The sequence below is a fragment of the Mesorhizobium intechi genome, from assembly GCF_002879535.1.
GTDB lineage: Bacteria > Pseudomonadota > Alphaproteobacteria > Rhizobiales > Rhizobiaceae > Mesorhizobium > Mesorhizobium intechi.
Genome location: NZ_PNOT02000194.1, coordinates 1 through 16,980, shown reverse-complemented (window position 1 = coordinate 16,980; position 16,980 = coordinate 1). Strand labels below are relative to the sequence as shown.

The following is a 16,980-nucleotide window of genomic DNA, read 5'->3' as shown; positions in this document are numbered from 1 at the left end:
GCAAACCCGCCGGTCAAAGCCCGGGAGGGACGTCGATGCTGGTTTGCGACGTGACCGACGACACCTCCGTCGCGTCCCTGGTCTCAACTGTGCTGGGCAAGACCGGCCGGATAGACCTTTTGGTCAACAATGCCGGTGTTGGGCTGCTGGGCGGCGCGGAAGAGTCCTCGGTTTCGCAGTCAAAGGCCCTGTTCGACGTCAATCTGTTCGGCGTCATGCGCATGACCAAAGCAGTGCTGCCGTCGATGCGGCGACTGGGGGAGGGGCGCATCGTCAACATCGGCTCGATCCTGGGCCTGGTTCCGGCGCCTTACTCGGCACACTATTCCGCCGTCAAGCATGCGCTCGAAGGCTATTCGGAATCGCTCGACCACGAGGTTCGCGCCTTCAACATACGCGTCTCGATCATCGAACCGGCCTTCGTGCGCACCGTGTTCGACCAGAACGGGTTCGAGCCCGATTCCGTCATGAAGGAATATGATGACGCGCGGGCCGGGGTCGACGCCTTGCTTCGCGACGTGATGCCGAAGGCCGATCCTCCGGAAGTGGTGGCACAGGTGGTGCTCACGGCCGCGACCGACAGGCATCCGCGACGGCGCTACACCGCCGGCAAGGCAGCCCGGCAGGTCAGCCTATTGCGACGTTTCGCGCCCGCGGCGATGTTCGACAAGACCTTGCGCAATCAGTTCCGCCTGCCTGTCTGAACGAAGTCGCGGATTTAACATCGCCGATCTCTTCGGGCGTAGCCTCGAGTGCAACCGACGACGCCTTGCGGCTTGGCCGTTCGTGGCGGCCACCGACAATCATTCTTAGAAAGAAGACATGATGAAAGCCTTCGTTGTCGACAAATATCAGAAGAAGGGCGCCTTGCGCCTTGCCGAAATGCCGGAACCTGAGTTGAGGGACAATGATGTCCTGGTCGAGATCCACGCCGCCGGTGTAAACCTTTTCGATTCCAAGCTGCGGGATGGAGAGTTCAAGCTGATAGTGCCCTATCGCCTGCCCTTCATCCTGGGCCACGACGTGGCGGGGGTCGTCGTGCGGGCCGGTTCGAAAGTCCGCAAATTCAAGCCCGGTGACGAAGTCTATGCGCGGCCGCGCGATGGCCGGATCGGAACGTTCGCCGAATTCATCGCCATGGATGAAGCCGATGTGGCGCTGAAGCCCAAGAACCTCAGCATGGAAGAAGCCGCGTCGATCCCGCTGATTGGCCTGACCGCCTGGCAGCTGCTGGTCGAGACAGCCGGGCTGAAGAGAGGCCAGAAAGTGTTTATCCAGGCCGGCTCGGGCGGAGTGGGGACCTTCGCCATCCAACTGGCGAAGCATCTCGGCGCGACCGTCGCGACGACAGCGAGCGCGGCGAATGCCGATCTGGTGAAAGCTCTCGGGGCCGATACCGTCATCGACTACAAGAAAGACGATTTCGAGAAGATCCTGCAAGGCTACGACGTCGTCCTGAACAGCCAGGACGCCAAAACGCTCGAAAAATCCCTGCACGTGCTGAAGCCGGGCGGGAAACTCATCTCCATTTCCGGCCCGCCGGATCCCGTATTTGCGGGAAAGCAGAAGCTGAACATGGTCCTGAAGCTGGTCGTGCGGCTGCTGAGCCGTGGGATCCGCAGCAAGGCCAGACGCGCCGGTGTCGGCTATTCTTTCCTGTTCATGCGGGCACAGGGCGATCAGCTCGGCAACATCACGTCGCTCATCGAGTCCGGCTTCATACGCCCCGTCATCGATCGTACTTTTCCGTTCGAGAAGACGAACGAGGCATTGGCCTACGTCGAAGCGGGGCGTGCAAAGGGCAAGGTCGTCGTCAAGGTCAGGTAGAGAGAGCGTTCGGCGACGATCTCCTTGTTTCTTTTGCGGCAATACGGACGAATCGCGTTGCTTCAGCTGGCCGGCGGCGTCTCGATCTCCTGAAGATAAAACGCCTTGCTCGGCTGCAAATGGTCGACGCAGAGCTGCGCCAGCACCCAATTGTCCCGGCGCTTCAGCGCCTGGATCATCATCGCGTGGTGCTGGCGCGAGATGTCGAGCTTTTCGCTGTCGGCCAGCGAATTGGCCCGCACCGGCAGGCTGAGCCGCATATAGTGTTCGATCGAGGCGACGAGATAGGCATTGCCGCAGGCCGAGAACATGGTCAGGTGGAAGCGGTCATTGGCCTCGTGGATGCCTCTGAGATAGCCCGCGTCGACATGGCCGCTATAGATGCGGTGGATCTCCTCCAATTGCGCGATCAGCCCCTCGCTGACGGGCAGTGGGATCATCAGGGCCGCCTGGCGCTGCAGCATTTCGCGCACTTCGTAGATCTGCCGCACTTCCTCCGGCGAGAGCCGGCGCACCATGGCGCCCTTGTTGCGCTCGCGCGTGACGATGCCGAGCTTTTCCAGCTGGTACAGCGCCTGGCGGATTGCGTGGCGCGAGACCGGGAAGCGGGCCAAAAGGACATCCTCGACCAGGCGCGTGCCGGGCGGCAGCCGGCCGAAGATGATGTCCTCCTCCAGCGCGTGCACCGTATCGGCTTCCTTGCCGCCATAGTCGAAACTGTTGAGCATCGCGTATCCCTGCTGCTCCGGGCTTCCTGGCCACCGGGGATGCCAGTCTAAAGCGGTTCATCGTTTCACGGAAATGCCTAACCACTGCATTTCCCTGTGGGGCGCAATTCCCAGGGAAGGTGCACGCCCATTTCTGCGGGAACCGTCTCACACTTTTGCTGGAATTGCCTGGCCTTCGCGCACAAGGCTGACGACGAACTGGTCGAGGAGCGGGTCGTCGAGGCTGACGGGCTGGCACATCCCCAGAACCTGACTGAGGCTGAACCTGCCGACTTCCTGGCGCATGATGACCGACACGCAGGCCGGTCCGGAACCGGTCAGGACGAATGCCTTGCCGACCAGAACCGGGTCCGAGAAGGGTGCCCATTGTACGGTCATGACAGATGGCTCCCTGGTCTGACGGCGGTTGATGCCGGCGAAATAGATCCAGTTCAGGCGGGAGATCGCCACGCCATAATGCCAGCCGGACGCGCGCGCTCCACCCTGTCGATGGCCCTCGGCCCAGCGGGTGACGCGCCGGAAGGTCACCAGTTCGACCTCGCGCCGCACGAAGGTAACCGACCGCACCAGCAGGTCAGGGCGGTCGGGAACCGTGAAGTAGGTGAGGTAGGTGCCGCCGGCGATGGCGGGAGCCGGGCCGCGCATCATGGTCTCGTAAAGCGTCTGGTGGATCGGCAGCAAGGTCGCGTGTGCGGGCGCGGCGGCTTCCGGCGCGCGGTACAGTTCATCCTCGCCTATATGGAAATAGTCGCAGATGATCCCGGCTGTCGCCCGGTTGGGCACGCTCTTGCCTTGCAGATAGCGCTCGAACTGGGTGCGGTTCATGTTCAGCCCGCGGCAGACGGCGGCCACCGACGCATGGCTGCTGACCAGCCGTCGCAGATTCGCGGCAAGATTCTTGCGAATTGGCACGACACCGCCCCTCGACAGCCGTCCGAACCACTATTCAAGCGATCGCTTATATTTCGCCAATCTTGCATAATATCGCGGCGCCGCGAATGGGACCTTCGACCAATAGTGCGCGGCGGCGCGGGGCCGCGGGATAATCCTTGTTCAGGTCAGGAACCATTGCATGCGGCCAGCCGTTGGGTCGCACGGAAGGGACATCCGAAACATGACCGACGAGCAAAAAAAGCCGCCGGCCGCGACGGACGAGGTCGTTCGCCGTTTGGTCAACGAAACCGGAATCACCGACGCGCAGGCCCGCGAGCTTGTCGCCTTTCTCGGGCCGAACAATTGGACATCGCTGTTGCGCGAGGCCCGGATATTGAATCCGAAGGGTCCTAAAGCCGTATGAAGTCGGCAAGCCCGAGGTGCATCCCCCGGCGTTGCGCGAAGGCAAGAGCAAAGGATTCAATCTCGAAAGATCGGGTTGGTTCCTTGCCGTTCGGAATCGAGTTATCCATCGCTGGATCGTGCGCAAGTGGAAGCTTGCGGGCCCTCGGGAGTGAAGGCACCCCCGTCAGTCGACATCGAAGGTGTTCGTGGGGTTCGTGGGCGATCATGCGCTTTCGGGGCGCACGGTCCGCACCAGAAGCGCTCCCGCCGGAAGTGGACGCAAGAGTTCGGCTTCCGGCTTTGTCAGCTTGATCCAGGCTGCCCAATCGGCGGGCTGAAGAACGACGACCTGGCGATTGTGGTAGGGCGCGATATCCGGCCCGGGGTCCGTCGTCAGCATGGTGAAAGTGGGGGGCTTGTTGCCGGCGGCTTCACGCCAAAGTCCCGCAATGGCCAGGAACGGGGAGCCGTTGAGCGTAAAGCGATGTTTCGCCTTCGGATATTTCGTGCCGGTGAATTCGAAAAAGCCCGACGCGGGGACGAGACAACGCTTGCTGTTTGCGAATTGCCGGCCTTCGGAGCGGAAGTTGAACACTGGCCCGCCTTTGGGACCGGCCGGCGGAAAACCGAATGTCATCGACGCCAATTCGATAGCGTCGTCGCTGCCGGCGGCGGCGCGCATTATGGGCGCAGGATCGTTGATGCGAATGTCGTCGGCTTGAGGCAGGTCAAGTTCAGTTTGGTGGCTGGGTATTCGAAGCGCCAGGGACTCCATCATCCGGCAATACTCGGCCCACGCAACATGCTGTTCGTAGTCATTGCACATGTCCGGCACTCGCTCACAATGCGCTGGATTCTCATATAGCGGATTCCTCCGCCGCTGATGAAGTCCTTAACCGGCCTCGGTTCCAGCGCGGCGAATCGATGTCCCTGCCGCTTCTTCCTCGAGCTTGCCAAGCTTTGCCTTGATCTCCTCCGGGTCGGCATGTTCGAGACCGACGACGTCGTTCCTCGCGTCGTTGAACGCGACGATGATCTCGTCCAGCTTGGCGTGGATGGCGGCGGTGTCGCGGTAGCCCTGGATCAGGACGACGCCGGTGATGATGATGGCCGCCACCGACAAGGCATAGGTAACCGCGTTTGTCAGGCCGAATGGCACCAGGACAGTGCACACCACCATGGCGACGATCATGACGTAGAAACCCGGCGGGCGAGACAGGAAGTCAGCGCTGGCGAAGAGGAATTTGTTCATGCTGCCCGCCAATGGTCGTGATGCGCAAGGACACCGATGATGTCAGCAAGTCCGTCGAAGGGATTTTGTTCCAGGAACCTGGGCGACCGCCCGAAGTTTGGCTGAGAGGAAGGACAGCCATGCCACGCTATCAAATCGACGAAATGGACGGAGACGAGCTTTTGGCGTCGCATGTCGCCAGTGGCGCAACCGCTCTTGAAGCCCTGCGCAAGATCACCGGCAAAACGACTTGGACGCCGGCCTTGCGGAACCGTTGGTTCAGAGTGGTCGACGAAAGCGAGGGCCACGTGTTCGAATACAGCGTCGCGCACGATTTCACCCCGCGTCGGTAGTTTTGTCAGCCGTCCTTCGAGTGCGTGGCTTGCGTTTTGCCGCGGGGCTTGCGGCGGCAACGGGCGCCTCCGCCGACAGCCGCTGCTCGCGCAGCCGGGCCGTCTTGGCCTCACGCGCCTGACGTTCGACGGCGATGATCATTTGGGCCTCGCGGGTGGCACGTTCAATCCGGTCCTTGTCCTGCGGCAGTCGGGCCACGGCATTCTCCTTTGAGTTTGTGGCTCTCAAAATGCAGACCGGCGGCAAACGTTCCGGCGGTTGGGACTCGCGTGCGAAAACGACATGACATTTGTTGTTGCGCGTGCGCCCGATGGTCCTGAAGGTCAGCGGTTACGGAACGGGCGCTGGTGCTTGGGAGCGTCGTGTACCCCCGCCCGCGGAACGCGTTCAGCATCGGTCGCCGAATTGCAGCTGCCGGAAGAAAACCATGGGTCGACTGCGCCACCACGATGAGGCGCGACCTCACCGCAGGCCTTCACGTCGATAGCGGCGTCACTGATTGGATCATCCGCAAATAGCGAGACCGTTCGTACCGGACTTGAAGCGCCTTGCGCCGGCGTATCGACGCTCACCGATCCAGGGGCTTGGTCTTGCGGCTATCCTGGGCTTCGTTCAGGAGGCCGAAGTCGGATGAACGCGTGCCGCTGTTGGCATGCAGGAAGCCCTCGGCGGCCAGGCCCCGACGCAGGAGTTCGCGCACAGCGGCCGCGCGGCTCGGCATGCGCTTGTCGAAACGCCATGTGTCGAGCGCCGCGAATTCCTCTTGGTTCAACATGACTTGCAGCCGTTCGGGGCGTTCAAGATTGTCGGTCATCATGGCCTCCTTTCCCGGCAATCCAGCCGGTGAGCCGAATGAGTAAGTGACTTATGTGCCTCACAATCTCCCAATGGCCTGTTTGGTTCCGAGGTAGTCGAATACATTTGTTGCACCAGCCACTCAAAGTGCTTCGGGTGCATCACTGGCTCAACGTACTAACTAATTGATTTTATTAATATTTTTTTCACAATTGTCTTGCTTTGGCGAAGCGTTGGGCGCATGGTGAAAGTGAGGGAAAACCCAGTCCGCTGGACAGGAGTTTGCCATGCACAACTACCCGATCGAACTGCGCGACGACCTGAATCGCACGCTGATCAAGACCATCTACGATTTTGGAATCGTCAACATTCCGGTCCTCGCCGCTCGACTGGCCGGCCGCCATTGCGACCTGACGCTTGCCGACGCCGAACGGCTGGTGCTGGGCTTCGCCCAGCTCTATTCGGCGCCGATCGAGTTCGACCGCTCAGCATGCGACTGGCGGTCGAGGGAGCCCGTCGGCACGGACAATAATGGCCTGCTGCTCGACATCGTCGAAAACGGGTTCGGCCGCGCCGCCTGACGCTTGACCGGTGGGTTTCGGCTGGTCCGCCGATGCAGGATCCGCGCGGCGGTGAACCAGTATCCGTCCCCACGAATATCCCGGTACTGCAATGCGCTCGCAGGCGGCCGTCTCGCCGCCGACTTTCACAATCGTTGTATCTGGCCGCGCCGCGATACCGTGAGCGCAGCCGGATGCAGTTGCGAATTCAGCCCAGCTTGACCTTCGGCTCGCGCGCCCAGAAGCGCAGTTCGCCGAGCCGGGTGATGAAGCCCGCGACATCCTTGGCGGAGGCAAGCGCTATGACCGCCTCGTCCTCGACGATGCCAGCCTTGTCCAGCAGCGGGGTCGCGGCCTCGACGAAGCCGATGAACTTGCAGTGCGCAAAGGCGTCGGCGACGAAGTCGCGGGCGGTCGATTCCTTCAGCAGGTCGGCCATTGCAGGCTTTGCCGGCAGCAGCGCGACGGCGTCGTAGAGCACAGACGGCGCGCCGGCGATCATCTGCTGCGCGTCGATCCAGCTGCCGTCGTCGGCCTTGGCGCCGCCGACCTTCGGCGCGATGATCTCGAACTTGGCGCCGGCCTTGGTCAGTCCCCGTTTCAGCGCATCGAGCAGCGCCGCGTCGGTGCCGTCGGTCACCAGCATGCCGAGCTTGCGGCCCTCGAAGCGACCGGGACCGTTCTTGAGGATGCTGAGCTTGTCCGACGCGGCAAGATCGGTGCGCGTCGGCACCGCCGCATCGGCGGGCTTCGGCATCGCCTTCAGGCCGAGCGCATCCGCGACCTTGCGAGCCAGCGCATCATCGATGTTGAGAAGGTGTGAGACGATGCGCTCGCGGATGACCGGGGTCTGCACCTTGCTCAGTTCGAAGGTCAGCGCCGAGGCGATATGGCCTTGTTCCACCGGATGCTGGCTGATGTAGAATTGGCGTGCCTGGCTGTAGTGATCGGCAAAGCTTTCCGAACGCAAACGGGCCTTCGGTCCGGCTTCGGCTTCGGCAAAGGAACGGAAGCCCTTTTGCGGGGATTCGCGCGGACCTTCATCCCATGAATTGGGCTGGTAGTTGGCCCGGCCGACCGGGTTGCGCATCGCCATGTGCCCGTCCTGCTGGAAAGTGTGGAAGGGGCATTTCGGCGCGTTGATCGGGATGTGGGTGAAGTTGGTGCTGCCCAGCCGTTTGATCTGCGTATCGAGATAGGAAAAATTGCGGCCCTGCAGCAGCGGGTCGTTGGAGAAGTCGACGCCTGGCGGCACATTCTGCGTCATGAACGCCACCTGCTCGGTCTCGGCGAAGAAATTGTCGGGCATGCGATCGAGCACCAGGCGGCCGACCGCGATCGGCGGCAGCACTTCCTCGGGGATGATTTTGGTCGGATCGAGGATGTCGAAGTCGAAACCGTCGGCGAAGTCCTGGTCGAAAAGCTGCAACTGCAGTTCCCATTCAGGGAAATTCCCGGCGTGGATCGCGTCCCAGAGGTCGCGGCGATGGAAGTCGGGGTCCGCGCCGTTAATCTTGACCGCCTCGTTCCAGGCGACCGACTGGAGGCCGAGCTTCGGCTTCCAGAGGAATTTGACGAAGGTCGATTCGTCCTTGGCGTTGAGCAGCCGGAACGTGTGGACGCCGAACCCTTCCATGAAGCGCAGCGAGCGCGGGATGGCCCGGTCCGACATTGCCCACATGATCATGTGCATGCTTTCCGGCGTGAGCGAGATGAAATCCCAGAAATTGTCGTGCGCGGTCTGTGCCTGCGGGAAATCGCTGTTGGGCTCGGCCTTCGCGGCATGGATCAGGTCGGGAAACTTGATCGCATCCTGGATGAAGAACACCGGCATGTTGTTGCCGACAATGTCCCAATTGCCTTCCTGCGTGTAGAGTTTTACGGCGAAGCCGCGCACGTCGCGGGCAAGATCGGCGGAGCCCTTGTTGCCGGCAACCGTGGAGAAGCGCACGAAGGCCGGTGTCTTTTCGCCGGCGCGCTGGAAGATGTCGGCGCGGGTGTATCTGGCCAGCGATTCATAGGTCTCGAAATAGCCGTGGGCGCCATAGCCGCGCGCATGGACGACGCGCTCGGGAATACGCTCGTGATCGAAATGGAAGATCTTTTCGCGGAAGTGGAAGTCCTCGAGCATGGTTGGCCCACGGGCGCCGATCCTCAGCGAGTTCTGATCGTCGGAAACAGGGCCGCCTTGTGCGGTGGTCAGGACATCGGTCGAACCGGAAGCGGTCTGGTGCAGTTCGCCACCTTCGCCGCGCTGCAGTTTCTGATCGTGGATGGCCGCGGCCGGCCCGGCCAATTTGGATATTTGCTTCGCCATGACTGAAAATCCCTGGGGTCAATGCGCGGGTTGCGCTGGTTCTCAATCTCTGGAACGGCAATGCGTTCCCCGCCGATTTCAAATGCGCAAATGAAGAGGCCGCCGGTTCGAACGGCGGCCTCCAATTGTCTTTGGAAAAGCGAAGAGCCCTTAGAGGTTCTTGTTGACGGCGGCGGCCGTCTTGTTGGTCGCGTCCTTGACGGCGGACTTGGCATCGCCGACGGCCTTTTGAACTTTACCCTTGGCCTCCTGTGCGGCGCCTTCGGCGCGCAGGCGGTCGTTGCCGACGGCCTTGCCGACGCCTTCCTTGGCCTTGCCTACGGCCTGATTGGCGAGACCCGAGGCCTTGTCACTGGTGCTTCCCATGGAATGTTCCTTTTTCGCGAGTTGTCTGCCTGACCGGCGAGGACCAACGTCGCTTTGTTGGGAAGGTTCCGCATGCCATGGACAGCGCAGCACAGCGAAAAGGCCCGCCACCGACGCGAATCGTGACGGGCCTTCTGGAGTAGGTCGGGCGTCCCACCGCCCGGCCTGTTGCGAAACCTGTCAGGGGGACGATGGTTCCATCACGACGAGAGGTCCGCGGGCTTCCGGGACTGCGGATCAGCCAACTCTCCCAAGGTCGCATGATCTCATGGGACGATGGAAATGCTGGTGTGTCGGCCCCGTCAGTTCCGGTCCACCGGCTTGGAGCGCATGCGCGAGACCGTTTCGCGCTCGGCGCGCTTGGAGCGCAGCGGCGGCAGGCCGCGGTCGATCAGGTCCATATCCTCCAGCACCATGTCGCCCATGCGCTTGAAAGCGATGTCGAGCGCGCCGGCGCGGTGGGCCGAGCGCAGGAAGCCGGGCAGGGTGCGAACCGGATGATCCAGTGCTGGCGGTTCTTCCGGGAAGACATCGCTGGCGGCGACGATATGGCCGCTCTTCACCGCCGCCATCAGCGCGGAAAAATCGACGACGCCGGCGCGGCTGAGCAGGATGAACGCGGCACCCCTGCGCATGCTGGCGAAAGCGTCCGCGCCGAGAAAGCCCTGGTTCTCGGAAGTCACCGAGGCAACGACGAAGACGAAGTCGCTCGATGTCAGCACCTCGTCCAGCGAGGCCGGTTCGACGCCATTGTCGATCAGGATCGATGGCGGCAGCCAGGGATCGAAGACCTTGGTGCGGGTGCGGAAGCCCGTTAGCAGCCGGTTCAGCGCGCGGCCGAGATCGCCGAAGCCGATGATGCCGACATTGGCGCCAGAGAGCAGCCGCGCCGTCTGGTTGCCGTCGCCGCCCCACAGCTCTTCGCCCCGGCGGAAGGCGAGGTCGGCATCGACGATGTCGCGGGCAAGGTTCAGCGCCATGGCAAGGCCAAGCTCGGCCACCGGCTCGGCGAACACCAGACCGGTGGTGACGACATGGATACCGCGCGCGAACAGCGTCTCGTAAGGCATGTTGTTGAGGAGGTTGGACTCGACATTGAAGACGCAGCGCAGCGCCGTCATCCGACCCAGCGTCTCGGAGGAGATCGGCGGCTGGCCGACGATATAGCGGACCTGCGCCAGCACATCCGCCGGCAGGCCGGCGACGCCTTCGGCCGTGGTCTCGACGATGCGGTATTTCGCCCGAAAGCGCGCCAGCTGCGGCGGCGTGAAGATCAGCTCGAGCGAGCGCGGTTCCGGCGCGCTGATCACCAGCGGCAAATCCTTGTTTGGCACGACGATCCCTCCCGGCGCGGTCCGACGCCGCGCATTTTTGCTTTGCCCATGTCGTTGTCCACACCCGTTTACATTTTGGGCGACATGTGGCTTCGCAGCTAAAATACCGCCGATGAACCGATTTACAACTGCGAAAAATCGTTTTACTCGTTTCTCCCGCGGGCAGGAATGCTTCTGTCCGCGCCTCGGGAGGAGGAGCAATGGCGCACAGGCAAGACCAGCAGCGGCGCGCGTCGATCCACGACGTGGCCAGCCGCGCCGGCGTGTCGGCGGCCACCGTCTCCAAGGTCATGGCCGGCGTCACCACGGTCAAGCCCGACAATGCGCAGCGCGTGTTCGACGCCATCGAACAGCTTGGCTACCGCGTCGATCCGCTGGCCTCCGACATGCGCCGGGCCAAGCGCCGCATCATCGGCGCCATCATGCCGGAATTCGAAAGCGAGTTCTTCGGCCAGATGGTCACCCAGCTCGAGAGCCTCGCCGAGCAGCGCGGCTATACGCTGGTGGCGGCGTCGAGCCGCGAGTCCGAAGCGCGCGAAACGGAGATCCTCGCCCGGATGCATGACTGGCGGGTCGCCGGCGTGGTGCTGGCGCCGGTGCGCAACGAGCATGGCCCGGCCGCCGCCTTCATGAAGGCCAACGGCATGACCGGCGTGCTGATCGACCGGGTGCTCTCCGACGACGCTTTCGACACCGTGTCGGCCGACAGCGCCTCGGCCAGCGCCGAAGTGGCGCGCGAACTGATCGGCAAGGGCCATCGTCACATCCTTGTCGTCGGCCTCGGCGAACAGGCGGCGACGGTGCGCGCCCGTCTTGACGGGTTTCGCACTACCGCGCTGCAGTTGGCGCCGGATACGCGCGTCGATGTCGTGCTTGCCGAAACCGATGTCGACCCGCTCAGGGCGCAATTGCGTGACTATTTCGCGAAAGGCGAGCGCCCGACGGCGGTCTATTCGCTGTTCCTCAAGGGCACGCTGGTGGCGCTGTCGGAGTTCCGGCGGCGCGGCTGGCACTGTCCCAACGACATTTCCCTGGTCGGCTTCGACGATGCCGAATGGATGCAGGCGACCTGGCCGGCCATCGCCGCCGTGGTGCAGCCGGTGCGCCAGATCGCCGGCCACGCCATGGAGGCGCTGTTTGCCCGGATTGAGGGCGGGGAGGGGCCGCCGACGGCGCGCCTCGAACCTTGCCAGGTTCTGATGCGGGAATCCGTTGGCTCGCCAGGCTTCGCCGACAACGGCGTCGCGACCGCGCACGATCACAGAGGCTGAGATGAACACTTTTGGACTGCACACTTTCGCCATCGCCCCGGTCTGGGACCTCGACCTGATCGAGCCGCAGATGGAGCGGCTGAAGGGGCTCGGCATCGGCCTGCTCGAAATCCCGCTGCTGCGTCCCGAAGAGATCGACACCAGGCGCACCCGCGCGTTTGCCGAACGCTGGAATGTCGAGCTTATTCCGTCGCTTGGCCTGCCGGCTTCACTTGACGTTGGCGCGCGGCCGGACGAGGCTTTGGCCTTTCTCGAACCGGCCTTCGGCGTCTGCGAAGCGGTGCGCAGTCAGGCGCTGGGCGGCGTCACCTATGGCACGATCGGCAAGACCTCGGGACGGGCGCCAACCGAAGGCGAGATCGACGGCATGTGCCGGTTCCTGGTGCGCGCGGCCAAAGCCGCCAAGGCGCATGGGCTGAAGCTCGGCATCGAGCCTTGCAACCGCTACGAGACGCATCTGATCAACCGCGGCATCGACGCCGCGCGGATCATCGAACGCGTCGGCGCCGACAACATCTTCATCCATCTCGACACCTATCACATGCATATCGAGGAGGAGAGTTTCGAGGCTGGCTTCAGGGCGGCGGCGCCCTATCTCGGCTATGTCCACGTCTCGGAAGCCAATCGCGGCGTGCCGGGACGCGGCATGCTCGACTGGGCGGCCTGCATGAAGGCCATCGCTGACATTGGCTACACCGGCGCCATCACGCTCGAAAGCATGAACCATGTCGATGCCGACATCGCCGGCGGGCTCGCCGTCTGGCGGCCGGTGGCGGAGAACCCGGACGATGTTATCGGTGTCGGCCTGCCGTTCCTGCGCGAGGCGGCGAGGAAGGCGGGGCTGCAATTGGGGTGAGTCCTCGGATTAACTGGTCCGCCGCTGTGCGGCGGATGTAAGCAACAGCGTCAAAGCGTTAGCGCGTTGCTTTCAGCCTACAATCCCAGGCCCGGCGCGCGTCCCTTCTCCGCGGGGGAAGGGAACACGTCTCTGCCTTCGATGGCGGAGAGAGTGGGAGGAACCCTCATGCCATGCGGGGCTCCCGCCGCTGTCCCAAATGGCGCATCTTGCGGCCGATGATCATCAGTTGGCGCGCGGTGTTGTTGCGCAGGCGCCGCACGCGCCATTCCAGTCCGGTTTCGGTGGTGATCTGCTTGGCGTAGAAGCTCACCCGCATGCCGTCCTTGTCGGAGGCCAGCTTGACCGGGTCGTCATAGAAAGCGCCGATCTTGTCAGCCGCCATGCCGGGTGTGTCGAGCCAGCGCGGAATGTGGACGGAATGGAGCTGATCGACATCGACCATGACCCGTCCGATGCCGACGCCCGGCGTCGGGCATGTCGTGTTGAATGCGTCGCCGATGAAGACGACCCCGTCGCGGCGATGGCCTTGTGTCGTGGTCAGATTGACCTGCCTGACCTCGACCGGGCTCGCCACTTCGAAATTGCCGCATCGCGCCGCGATCTCGGGCATCAGCTCGCGAAGCATTTTCTGCGGATCGGCGCGGAAGTCCCGCGTCCATTGTTCGGCGACGGTGCGATAGACGAACATGTTCGCGCGCATCTTGTCCCCGATGGGAAAGACGGTGAGATAGGCGACGCGGTCCGAGGCCCGCTTGCCGTAGGAGGTGACAGCCCCATAGGCGCAGTCACGCCGCGCGATAGCAAGGTCGAATCCCATCGACAGCGAATGCGCCTTCGACAATTCGATGCGCTCGACGCCGATGGCGCGCCGCACCGATTCGCTGTAGCCGGTGGCCACCACCAGCAGGCGGGCATCGATGACGGCGCCGTCGGCCAGCACAAGCCGCTGCCGGTCAGGTCCGGTCGACACCTCGGCGACCTTGCCGATCGTGATCGGCACTTGCGGCGGCAGTGCGTCGCGCAGGCCGTTGATCAACCTGCCATAGGAAAATGCGTACTCCCACTTCTTTTCGCGGGCGAAGAACTGACCGAGGCGGAAGACATCAACGTCGGTAAACGAGGTGACGAGAGGCATGACCATCTTGTCGAGGCCGAGCTTCTGGAACAGCTGCATTTGATCGGCGCCGATCTTCTCGGCCCGGAACTCGTCATGATGAACGCGGTGCGGATCGATCAGCGCCACCTTGCGGCCGGCGTTTCCCAACAACGTTGCCAAGGTGGTGCCGGCCATTCCGGCGCCGATGATCGCTACATCGACTTCGGTCGGGCCAGCCGCGGCGGTGGTCATGTCTTTGCCTTTCTGCTGGTCATCTTGCGCCTGCAAAATCTGACTTGGAAATATCTTCCGGCCCCATATCAACCTCAAGCAACCAGCGCGGGTGGCTGGTAGTAACGATTGTTTACGTTAACGGCGAACGCTTCTGTTTCCAGCGCGGCGCGATCGCCGAGCCATCGATGAACTCCAGGCCGCCAGCCTCGTTGAGCGTGTGCAGCTTGCGCCCATTCCATAGCGCGCCAGGGGTTAAGATGGTCTCGACGACTTGCTCCATGCCGTTCAAATCGAGGTGAGCGACGCGTGCGATGCCAAGGGCCGCGCCATAACTCCGGCGGCAATCCTGCACTGGACGCAGCAGGTCGTTGCCGCGCTTGACCATACGACCAGCCGGCCGCGCCGAGGCGATGTCGACCAGCACGGGGTTTTGGGGATGCGGTGTCCAGGGGCCGCGGAAGTCCGGTGCCGACCACAGATGTAGCTGATCGGAGAAGGCGCCGCCGCCGTCACGGACAGTGGCGAACAGCCACCAGAGCCCGCCATGCTCGACCAGAGTGGCATCGCTGGCGACGACGTCGGACAAGAGCGTGGCTTCCTTGACCCAACCGCCAGGGAAGGCGGTGGCGCGGTAGAGATCGACGGTGCGGTTTGCACAGCTTTCCGGCACCATCCAGACCTCGCCGTCGCGCTCGAAGACGAAGGGGTAGGAGAGGTGGTAGGGCAGGTCGAGAACCGGTTCGGGACGCCCGATCGGCCCAGACGGCCCGAACGGCACGGCGGAGATGATGGCCCGGCCCAGCCGGTGGATATAGTCCTCGACGAACAGGGTCACCTGTCCCTGGTACAGGATCGGGAACGGATCGGCGTAGAAGCGGCTGCCGTCGTCGGGCAGCACCTGCCAGCCGGTTGCCGGATGGGCGCGCAGGTCGAACAGGTCGCGGCCATTGGTCTGGCGCCAGCCGACCTTCCAGTGCGGGGCGTTGTAGCAGAGATGGTAGATCTTCTGGACGACGCGCCGCGCCAGCGCCTTGCCCGCCCTGATGCCGAGTTTGGTGGCGGAGGGCATCTGCGGCGGGACACCGGCCTGCGCCGGTTCGGGCAGCACCGGCAGCGCGGCTCGCGCCGCGCCATTCATTGCTGAGGGGGTCATTGCCGCGAGGATCAGGCTTGCCGTGCGCGCCAGCATGTCCTGGAAGGAGGCCAGCGCGATGCCGCCATATTCGGTGCCCAGGCGCCCTTCGGCGACGGTGACGCCGCTCTCCTCGATGCGGGCAATCGGCGTGCGTCCGTCGAGGATCAGCGCCAGCAGGGCCGCTTCGCCGGCGGCGCCGTCATAGGTGACGCGCCAGACCCGCGTTCCTTCCGGCTTCACGTCGCCGCAGAGGTCGATCACCAGATCGGGAGAGGCGGGCGGCTGCGTCCGATAGGGTGCCAGCGCCGACAGCGGCAGGCGCTTGGCCAGTCCGTCCGCCGGCAGGCCATGGATGGCTGTCTCAAGCTGGAACAATGCCGCGGCGCTGCCTGGAATGCCGCTTCCGACCGGGCTGGCATCGACGGACACCTCGACCTGCGCCAGTGCCGCCAGCCGCCGCAGCAGCATCAGGTGAAAAGCACGGACGCATTCGCTGTCCAGGCGCAGGCTCACTTGCATGTCGCACCCCTAGCATCTCGATCGGTACCCGGCTGGTGTTCGAAAATAGGGCAGGAGAGATGGCAGTACGGATGGTCTGGACTGATCTGCTGCCCCATTTCCATCCGTCTCCTGCTCGCCAGCGCCCGTGTCGACACGCACGTGCCTTTATGAGGCAAACTCCGTGCCAAAAATCAGAAGAGCTCCCAACATAATTAACAGTGTTTTAACAGTTGGAGGAATAGCTAGGTCGAAGCTGCAATTTAAACTTGCAGGCACACGGAGTGTTGTCGGAGCGACCTTTGCAATCATCCCTGCTCTCGTTGCCGCAACAACCCGCTCCGGAGGCGATGCAATATGCCGCCCCGGAGCCAATGCCGACGGCCTCCTATGCATCCTCGACCGTCGAGCTGGGTGACCTGAAGCGCATATTGGTGCGCCGCCGTTTCCTGATCTTCCTGACCGCCGCGCTGCTGACCCTCGGGGCGCTGGCCTATGGATTGCTGACGCCGGCGCTCTACAGCTCGGTGGCGGAAATCCTCATCGATCCGCAAGACCTGCAGGTGGTCACCAACGACGTCAATCCGAGCCGCGTTCCGCCCGATGGCGGCATCACCATGGTGGAAAGCCAGGTCAGTGTCGTCCAGTCGACGGGTGTCCTGCTCAAGGCCATCGAGGCGACCAAGCTGACCGAGGATCCGGAATTCAACGGGCAGGGCGGGTTGCTGAGCCGTCTGCTCGGCGGCGTGCTGGGCTCGCGGTCGGCCGAAACCGACAAAACGGGCAAGACGCTCGACGCGCTGCGCCGGCGGCTGGCGGTGAAGCGTGCCGACAAGGTGCTGGTGCTCGACGTGATCGTCACCGCCAAGAGCGCCGACAAGGCGGCGAAGCTGGCCCAGGCCGTGGCAGAGGCCTATCTGGCCGATCAGGCCGCCGCGCGCTCGAAGATGGCCACGGACGCTTCCGATTCCATCACCGCGCGGCTGGAGGAGCAGCGCAAGCGCGTGCAGCAGGCCGAGAACGCGGTCGAGGCCTACAAATCCGCCCACAACATGGTGATGGCGGCGGGCAATCTGGTCAGCGACCAGGAACTCACC

At 63.4% G+C, this 16,980-nt stretch carries 19 protein-coding genes; 8 read left to right on the top strand and 11 right to left on the bottom strand.

From position 1 onward, the window contains the following. Positions 1 to 704, top strand: a 704-nt coding sequence (locus C1D09_RS16475) for an oxidoreductase (RefSeq protein WP_143975306.1), incomplete at its 5' end; no start/stop codon positions are given. Positions 705 to 825: 121 nt separating this feature from the next. After that, positions 826 to 1,827, top strand: coding sequence for an NADP-dependent oxidoreductase (locus C1D09_RS16470; protein WP_143975305.1), 1,002 nt, complete (start codon positions 826 to 828; stop codon positions 1,825 to 1,827). Positions 1,828 to 1,889: 62 nt separating this feature from the next. Here C1D09_RS16470 and C1D09_RS16465 read toward each other — a convergent pair whose 3' ends face one another. Both C1D09_RS16465 and C1D09_RS16460 read right to left on the bottom strand, forming a co-directional pair. Then, positions 1,890 to 2,555: a GntR family transcriptional regulator gene (locus C1D09_RS16465; RefSeq protein WP_143975304.1), complete on the bottom strand. Its 666-nt coding sequence runs from the start codon at positions 2,553 to 2,555 to the stop codon at positions 1,890 to 1,892. A 147-nt stretch (positions 2,556 to 2,702) separates the two neighbouring features. Then, the gene (locus tag C1D09_RS16460; protein ID WP_143975303.1) at positions 2,703 to 3,467 is read right to left on the bottom strand and encodes an XRE family transcriptional regulator; all 765 of its coding nucleotides are present in this window, start codon (positions 3,465 to 3,467) and stop codon (positions 2,703 to 2,705) included. Positions 3,468 to 3,669: 202 nt separating this feature from the next. Between C1D09_RS16460 and C1D09_RS16455 the strand changes: the two genes are divergently transcribed. Further along, entirely contained in the window at positions 3,670 to 3,852 is a 183-nt protein-coding gene (locus C1D09_RS16455; protein WP_143975302.1) for a hypothetical protein, read from the top strand. A gap of 204 nt (positions 3,853 to 4,056) precedes the next feature. Here C1D09_RS16455 and C1D09_RS16450 read toward each other — a convergent pair whose 3' ends face one another. Further along, positions 4,057 to 4,659, bottom strand: coding sequence for an SOS response-associated peptidase (locus tag C1D09_RS16450; RefSeq protein WP_143975301.1), 603 nt, complete (start codon positions 4,657 to 4,659; stop codon positions 4,057 to 4,059). A gap of 66 nt (positions 4,660 to 4,725) precedes the next feature. Next, positions 4,726 to 5,085, bottom strand: coding sequence for a low affinity iron permease family protein (locus tag C1D09_RS16445; protein ID WP_143975300.1), 360 nt, complete (start codon positions 5,083 to 5,085; stop codon positions 4,726 to 4,728). A gap of 20 nt (positions 5,086 to 5,105) precedes the next feature. On the opposite strand from C1D09_RS16445, the gene C1D09_RS16440 reads away from it, so the two are divergent. Then, positions 5,106 to 5,417, top strand: a complete 312-nt coding sequence (locus C1D09_RS16440) for a hypothetical protein (RefSeq protein WP_143975299.1) — start codon at positions 5,106 to 5,108, stop codon at positions 5,415 to 5,417. On the opposite strand, the gene C1D09_RS16435 is transcribed toward C1D09_RS16440, so the two are convergent. Further along, positions 5,401 to 5,616, bottom strand: coding sequence for a hypothetical protein (locus C1D09_RS16435; protein ID WP_143975298.1), 216 nt, complete (start codon positions 5,614 to 5,616; stop codon positions 5,401 to 5,403). The genes C1D09_RS16440 and C1D09_RS16435 overlap by 17 nt on opposite strands. A 370-nt stretch (positions 5,617 to 5,986) precedes the next feature. Further along, positions 5,987 to 6,232, bottom strand: a complete 246-nt coding sequence (locus C1D09_RS16430; RefSeq protein WP_143975297.1) for a hypothetical protein — start codon at positions 6,230 to 6,232, stop codon at positions 5,987 to 5,989. Between the two features lie 268 nt (positions 6,233 to 6,500). On the opposite strand from C1D09_RS16430, the gene C1D09_RS16425 reads away from it, so the two are divergent. Then, the gene (locus tag C1D09_RS16425; protein ID WP_143975296.1) at positions 6,501 to 6,794 is read left to right on the top strand and encodes a hypothetical protein; all 294 of its coding nucleotides are present in this window, start codon (positions 6,501 to 6,503) and stop codon (positions 6,792 to 6,794) included. A 187-nt stretch (positions 6,795 to 6,981) separates the two neighbouring features. Here the strand turns inward: C1D09_RS16425 and katE are convergent, their stop codons facing one another. From katE to C1D09_RS16410, 3 genes are all read right to left on the bottom strand, one after another. After that, entirely contained in the window at positions 6,982 to 9,090 is a 2,109-nt protein-coding gene (katE, locus tag C1D09_RS16420) for a catalase (RefSeq protein ID WP_143975295.1), read from the bottom strand. 150 nt (positions 9,091 to 9,240) lie between these two features. Continuing rightward, positions 9,241 to 9,456 carry a CsbD family protein gene (locus tag C1D09_RS16415; RefSeq protein WP_143975294.1) on the bottom strand — a complete coding sequence of 72 codons (216 nt, stop codon included), beginning with the start codon at positions 9,454 to 9,456 and terminating at the stop codon, positions 9,241 to 9,243. Positions 9,457 to 9,758: 302 nt separating this feature from the next. Beyond that, positions 9,759 to 10,790, bottom strand: coding sequence for a hydroxyacid dehydrogenase (locus tag C1D09_RS16410; RefSeq protein WP_143975293.1), 1,032 nt, complete (start codon positions 10,788 to 10,790; stop codon positions 9,759 to 9,761). 200 nt (positions 10,791 to 10,990) lie between these two features. Between C1D09_RS16410 and C1D09_RS16405 the strand changes: the two genes are divergently transcribed. Further along, a complete protein-coding gene (locus C1D09_RS16405) occupies positions 10,991 to 12,061 on the top strand; it encodes a LacI family DNA-binding transcriptional regulator (RefSeq protein WP_143975292.1) in 1,071 nt (356 codons plus the stop codon). Position 12,062: 1 nt separating this feature from the next. Next, positions 12,063 to 12,917: a sugar phosphate isomerase/epimerase family protein gene (locus tag C1D09_RS16400; protein WP_143975291.1), complete on the top strand. Its 855-nt coding sequence runs from the start codon at positions 12,063 to 12,065 to the stop codon at positions 12,915 to 12,917. Between the two features lie 166 nt (positions 12,918 to 13,083). Here the strand turns inward: C1D09_RS16400 and C1D09_RS16395 are convergent, their stop codons facing one another. Both C1D09_RS16395 and C1D09_RS16390 read right to left on the bottom strand, forming a co-directional pair. Beyond that, positions 13,084 to 14,268 (bottom strand): FAD-dependent oxidoreductase, encoded by a 1,185-nt coding sequence (locus C1D09_RS16395; RefSeq protein ID WP_143975290.1) that lies wholly within the window; start codon positions 14,266 to 14,268, stop codon positions 13,084 to 13,086. A gap of 112 nt (positions 14,269 to 14,380) precedes the next feature. Next, positions 14,381 to 15,904 carry a glucosamine inositolphosphorylceramide transferase family protein gene (locus C1D09_RS16390; RefSeq protein WP_143975289.1) on the bottom strand — a complete coding sequence of 508 codons (1,524 nt, stop codon included), beginning with the start codon at positions 15,902 to 15,904 and terminating at the stop codon, positions 14,381 to 14,383. A 353-nt stretch (positions 15,905 to 16,257) separates the two neighbouring features. On the opposite strand from C1D09_RS16390, the gene C1D09_RS16385 reads away from it, so the two are divergent. Then, positions 16,258 to 16,980: Wzz/FepE/Etk N-terminal domain-containing protein (locus C1D09_RS16385; RefSeq protein ID WP_246135770.1), on the top strand; the 723-nt coding region annotated here is incomplete at its 3' end.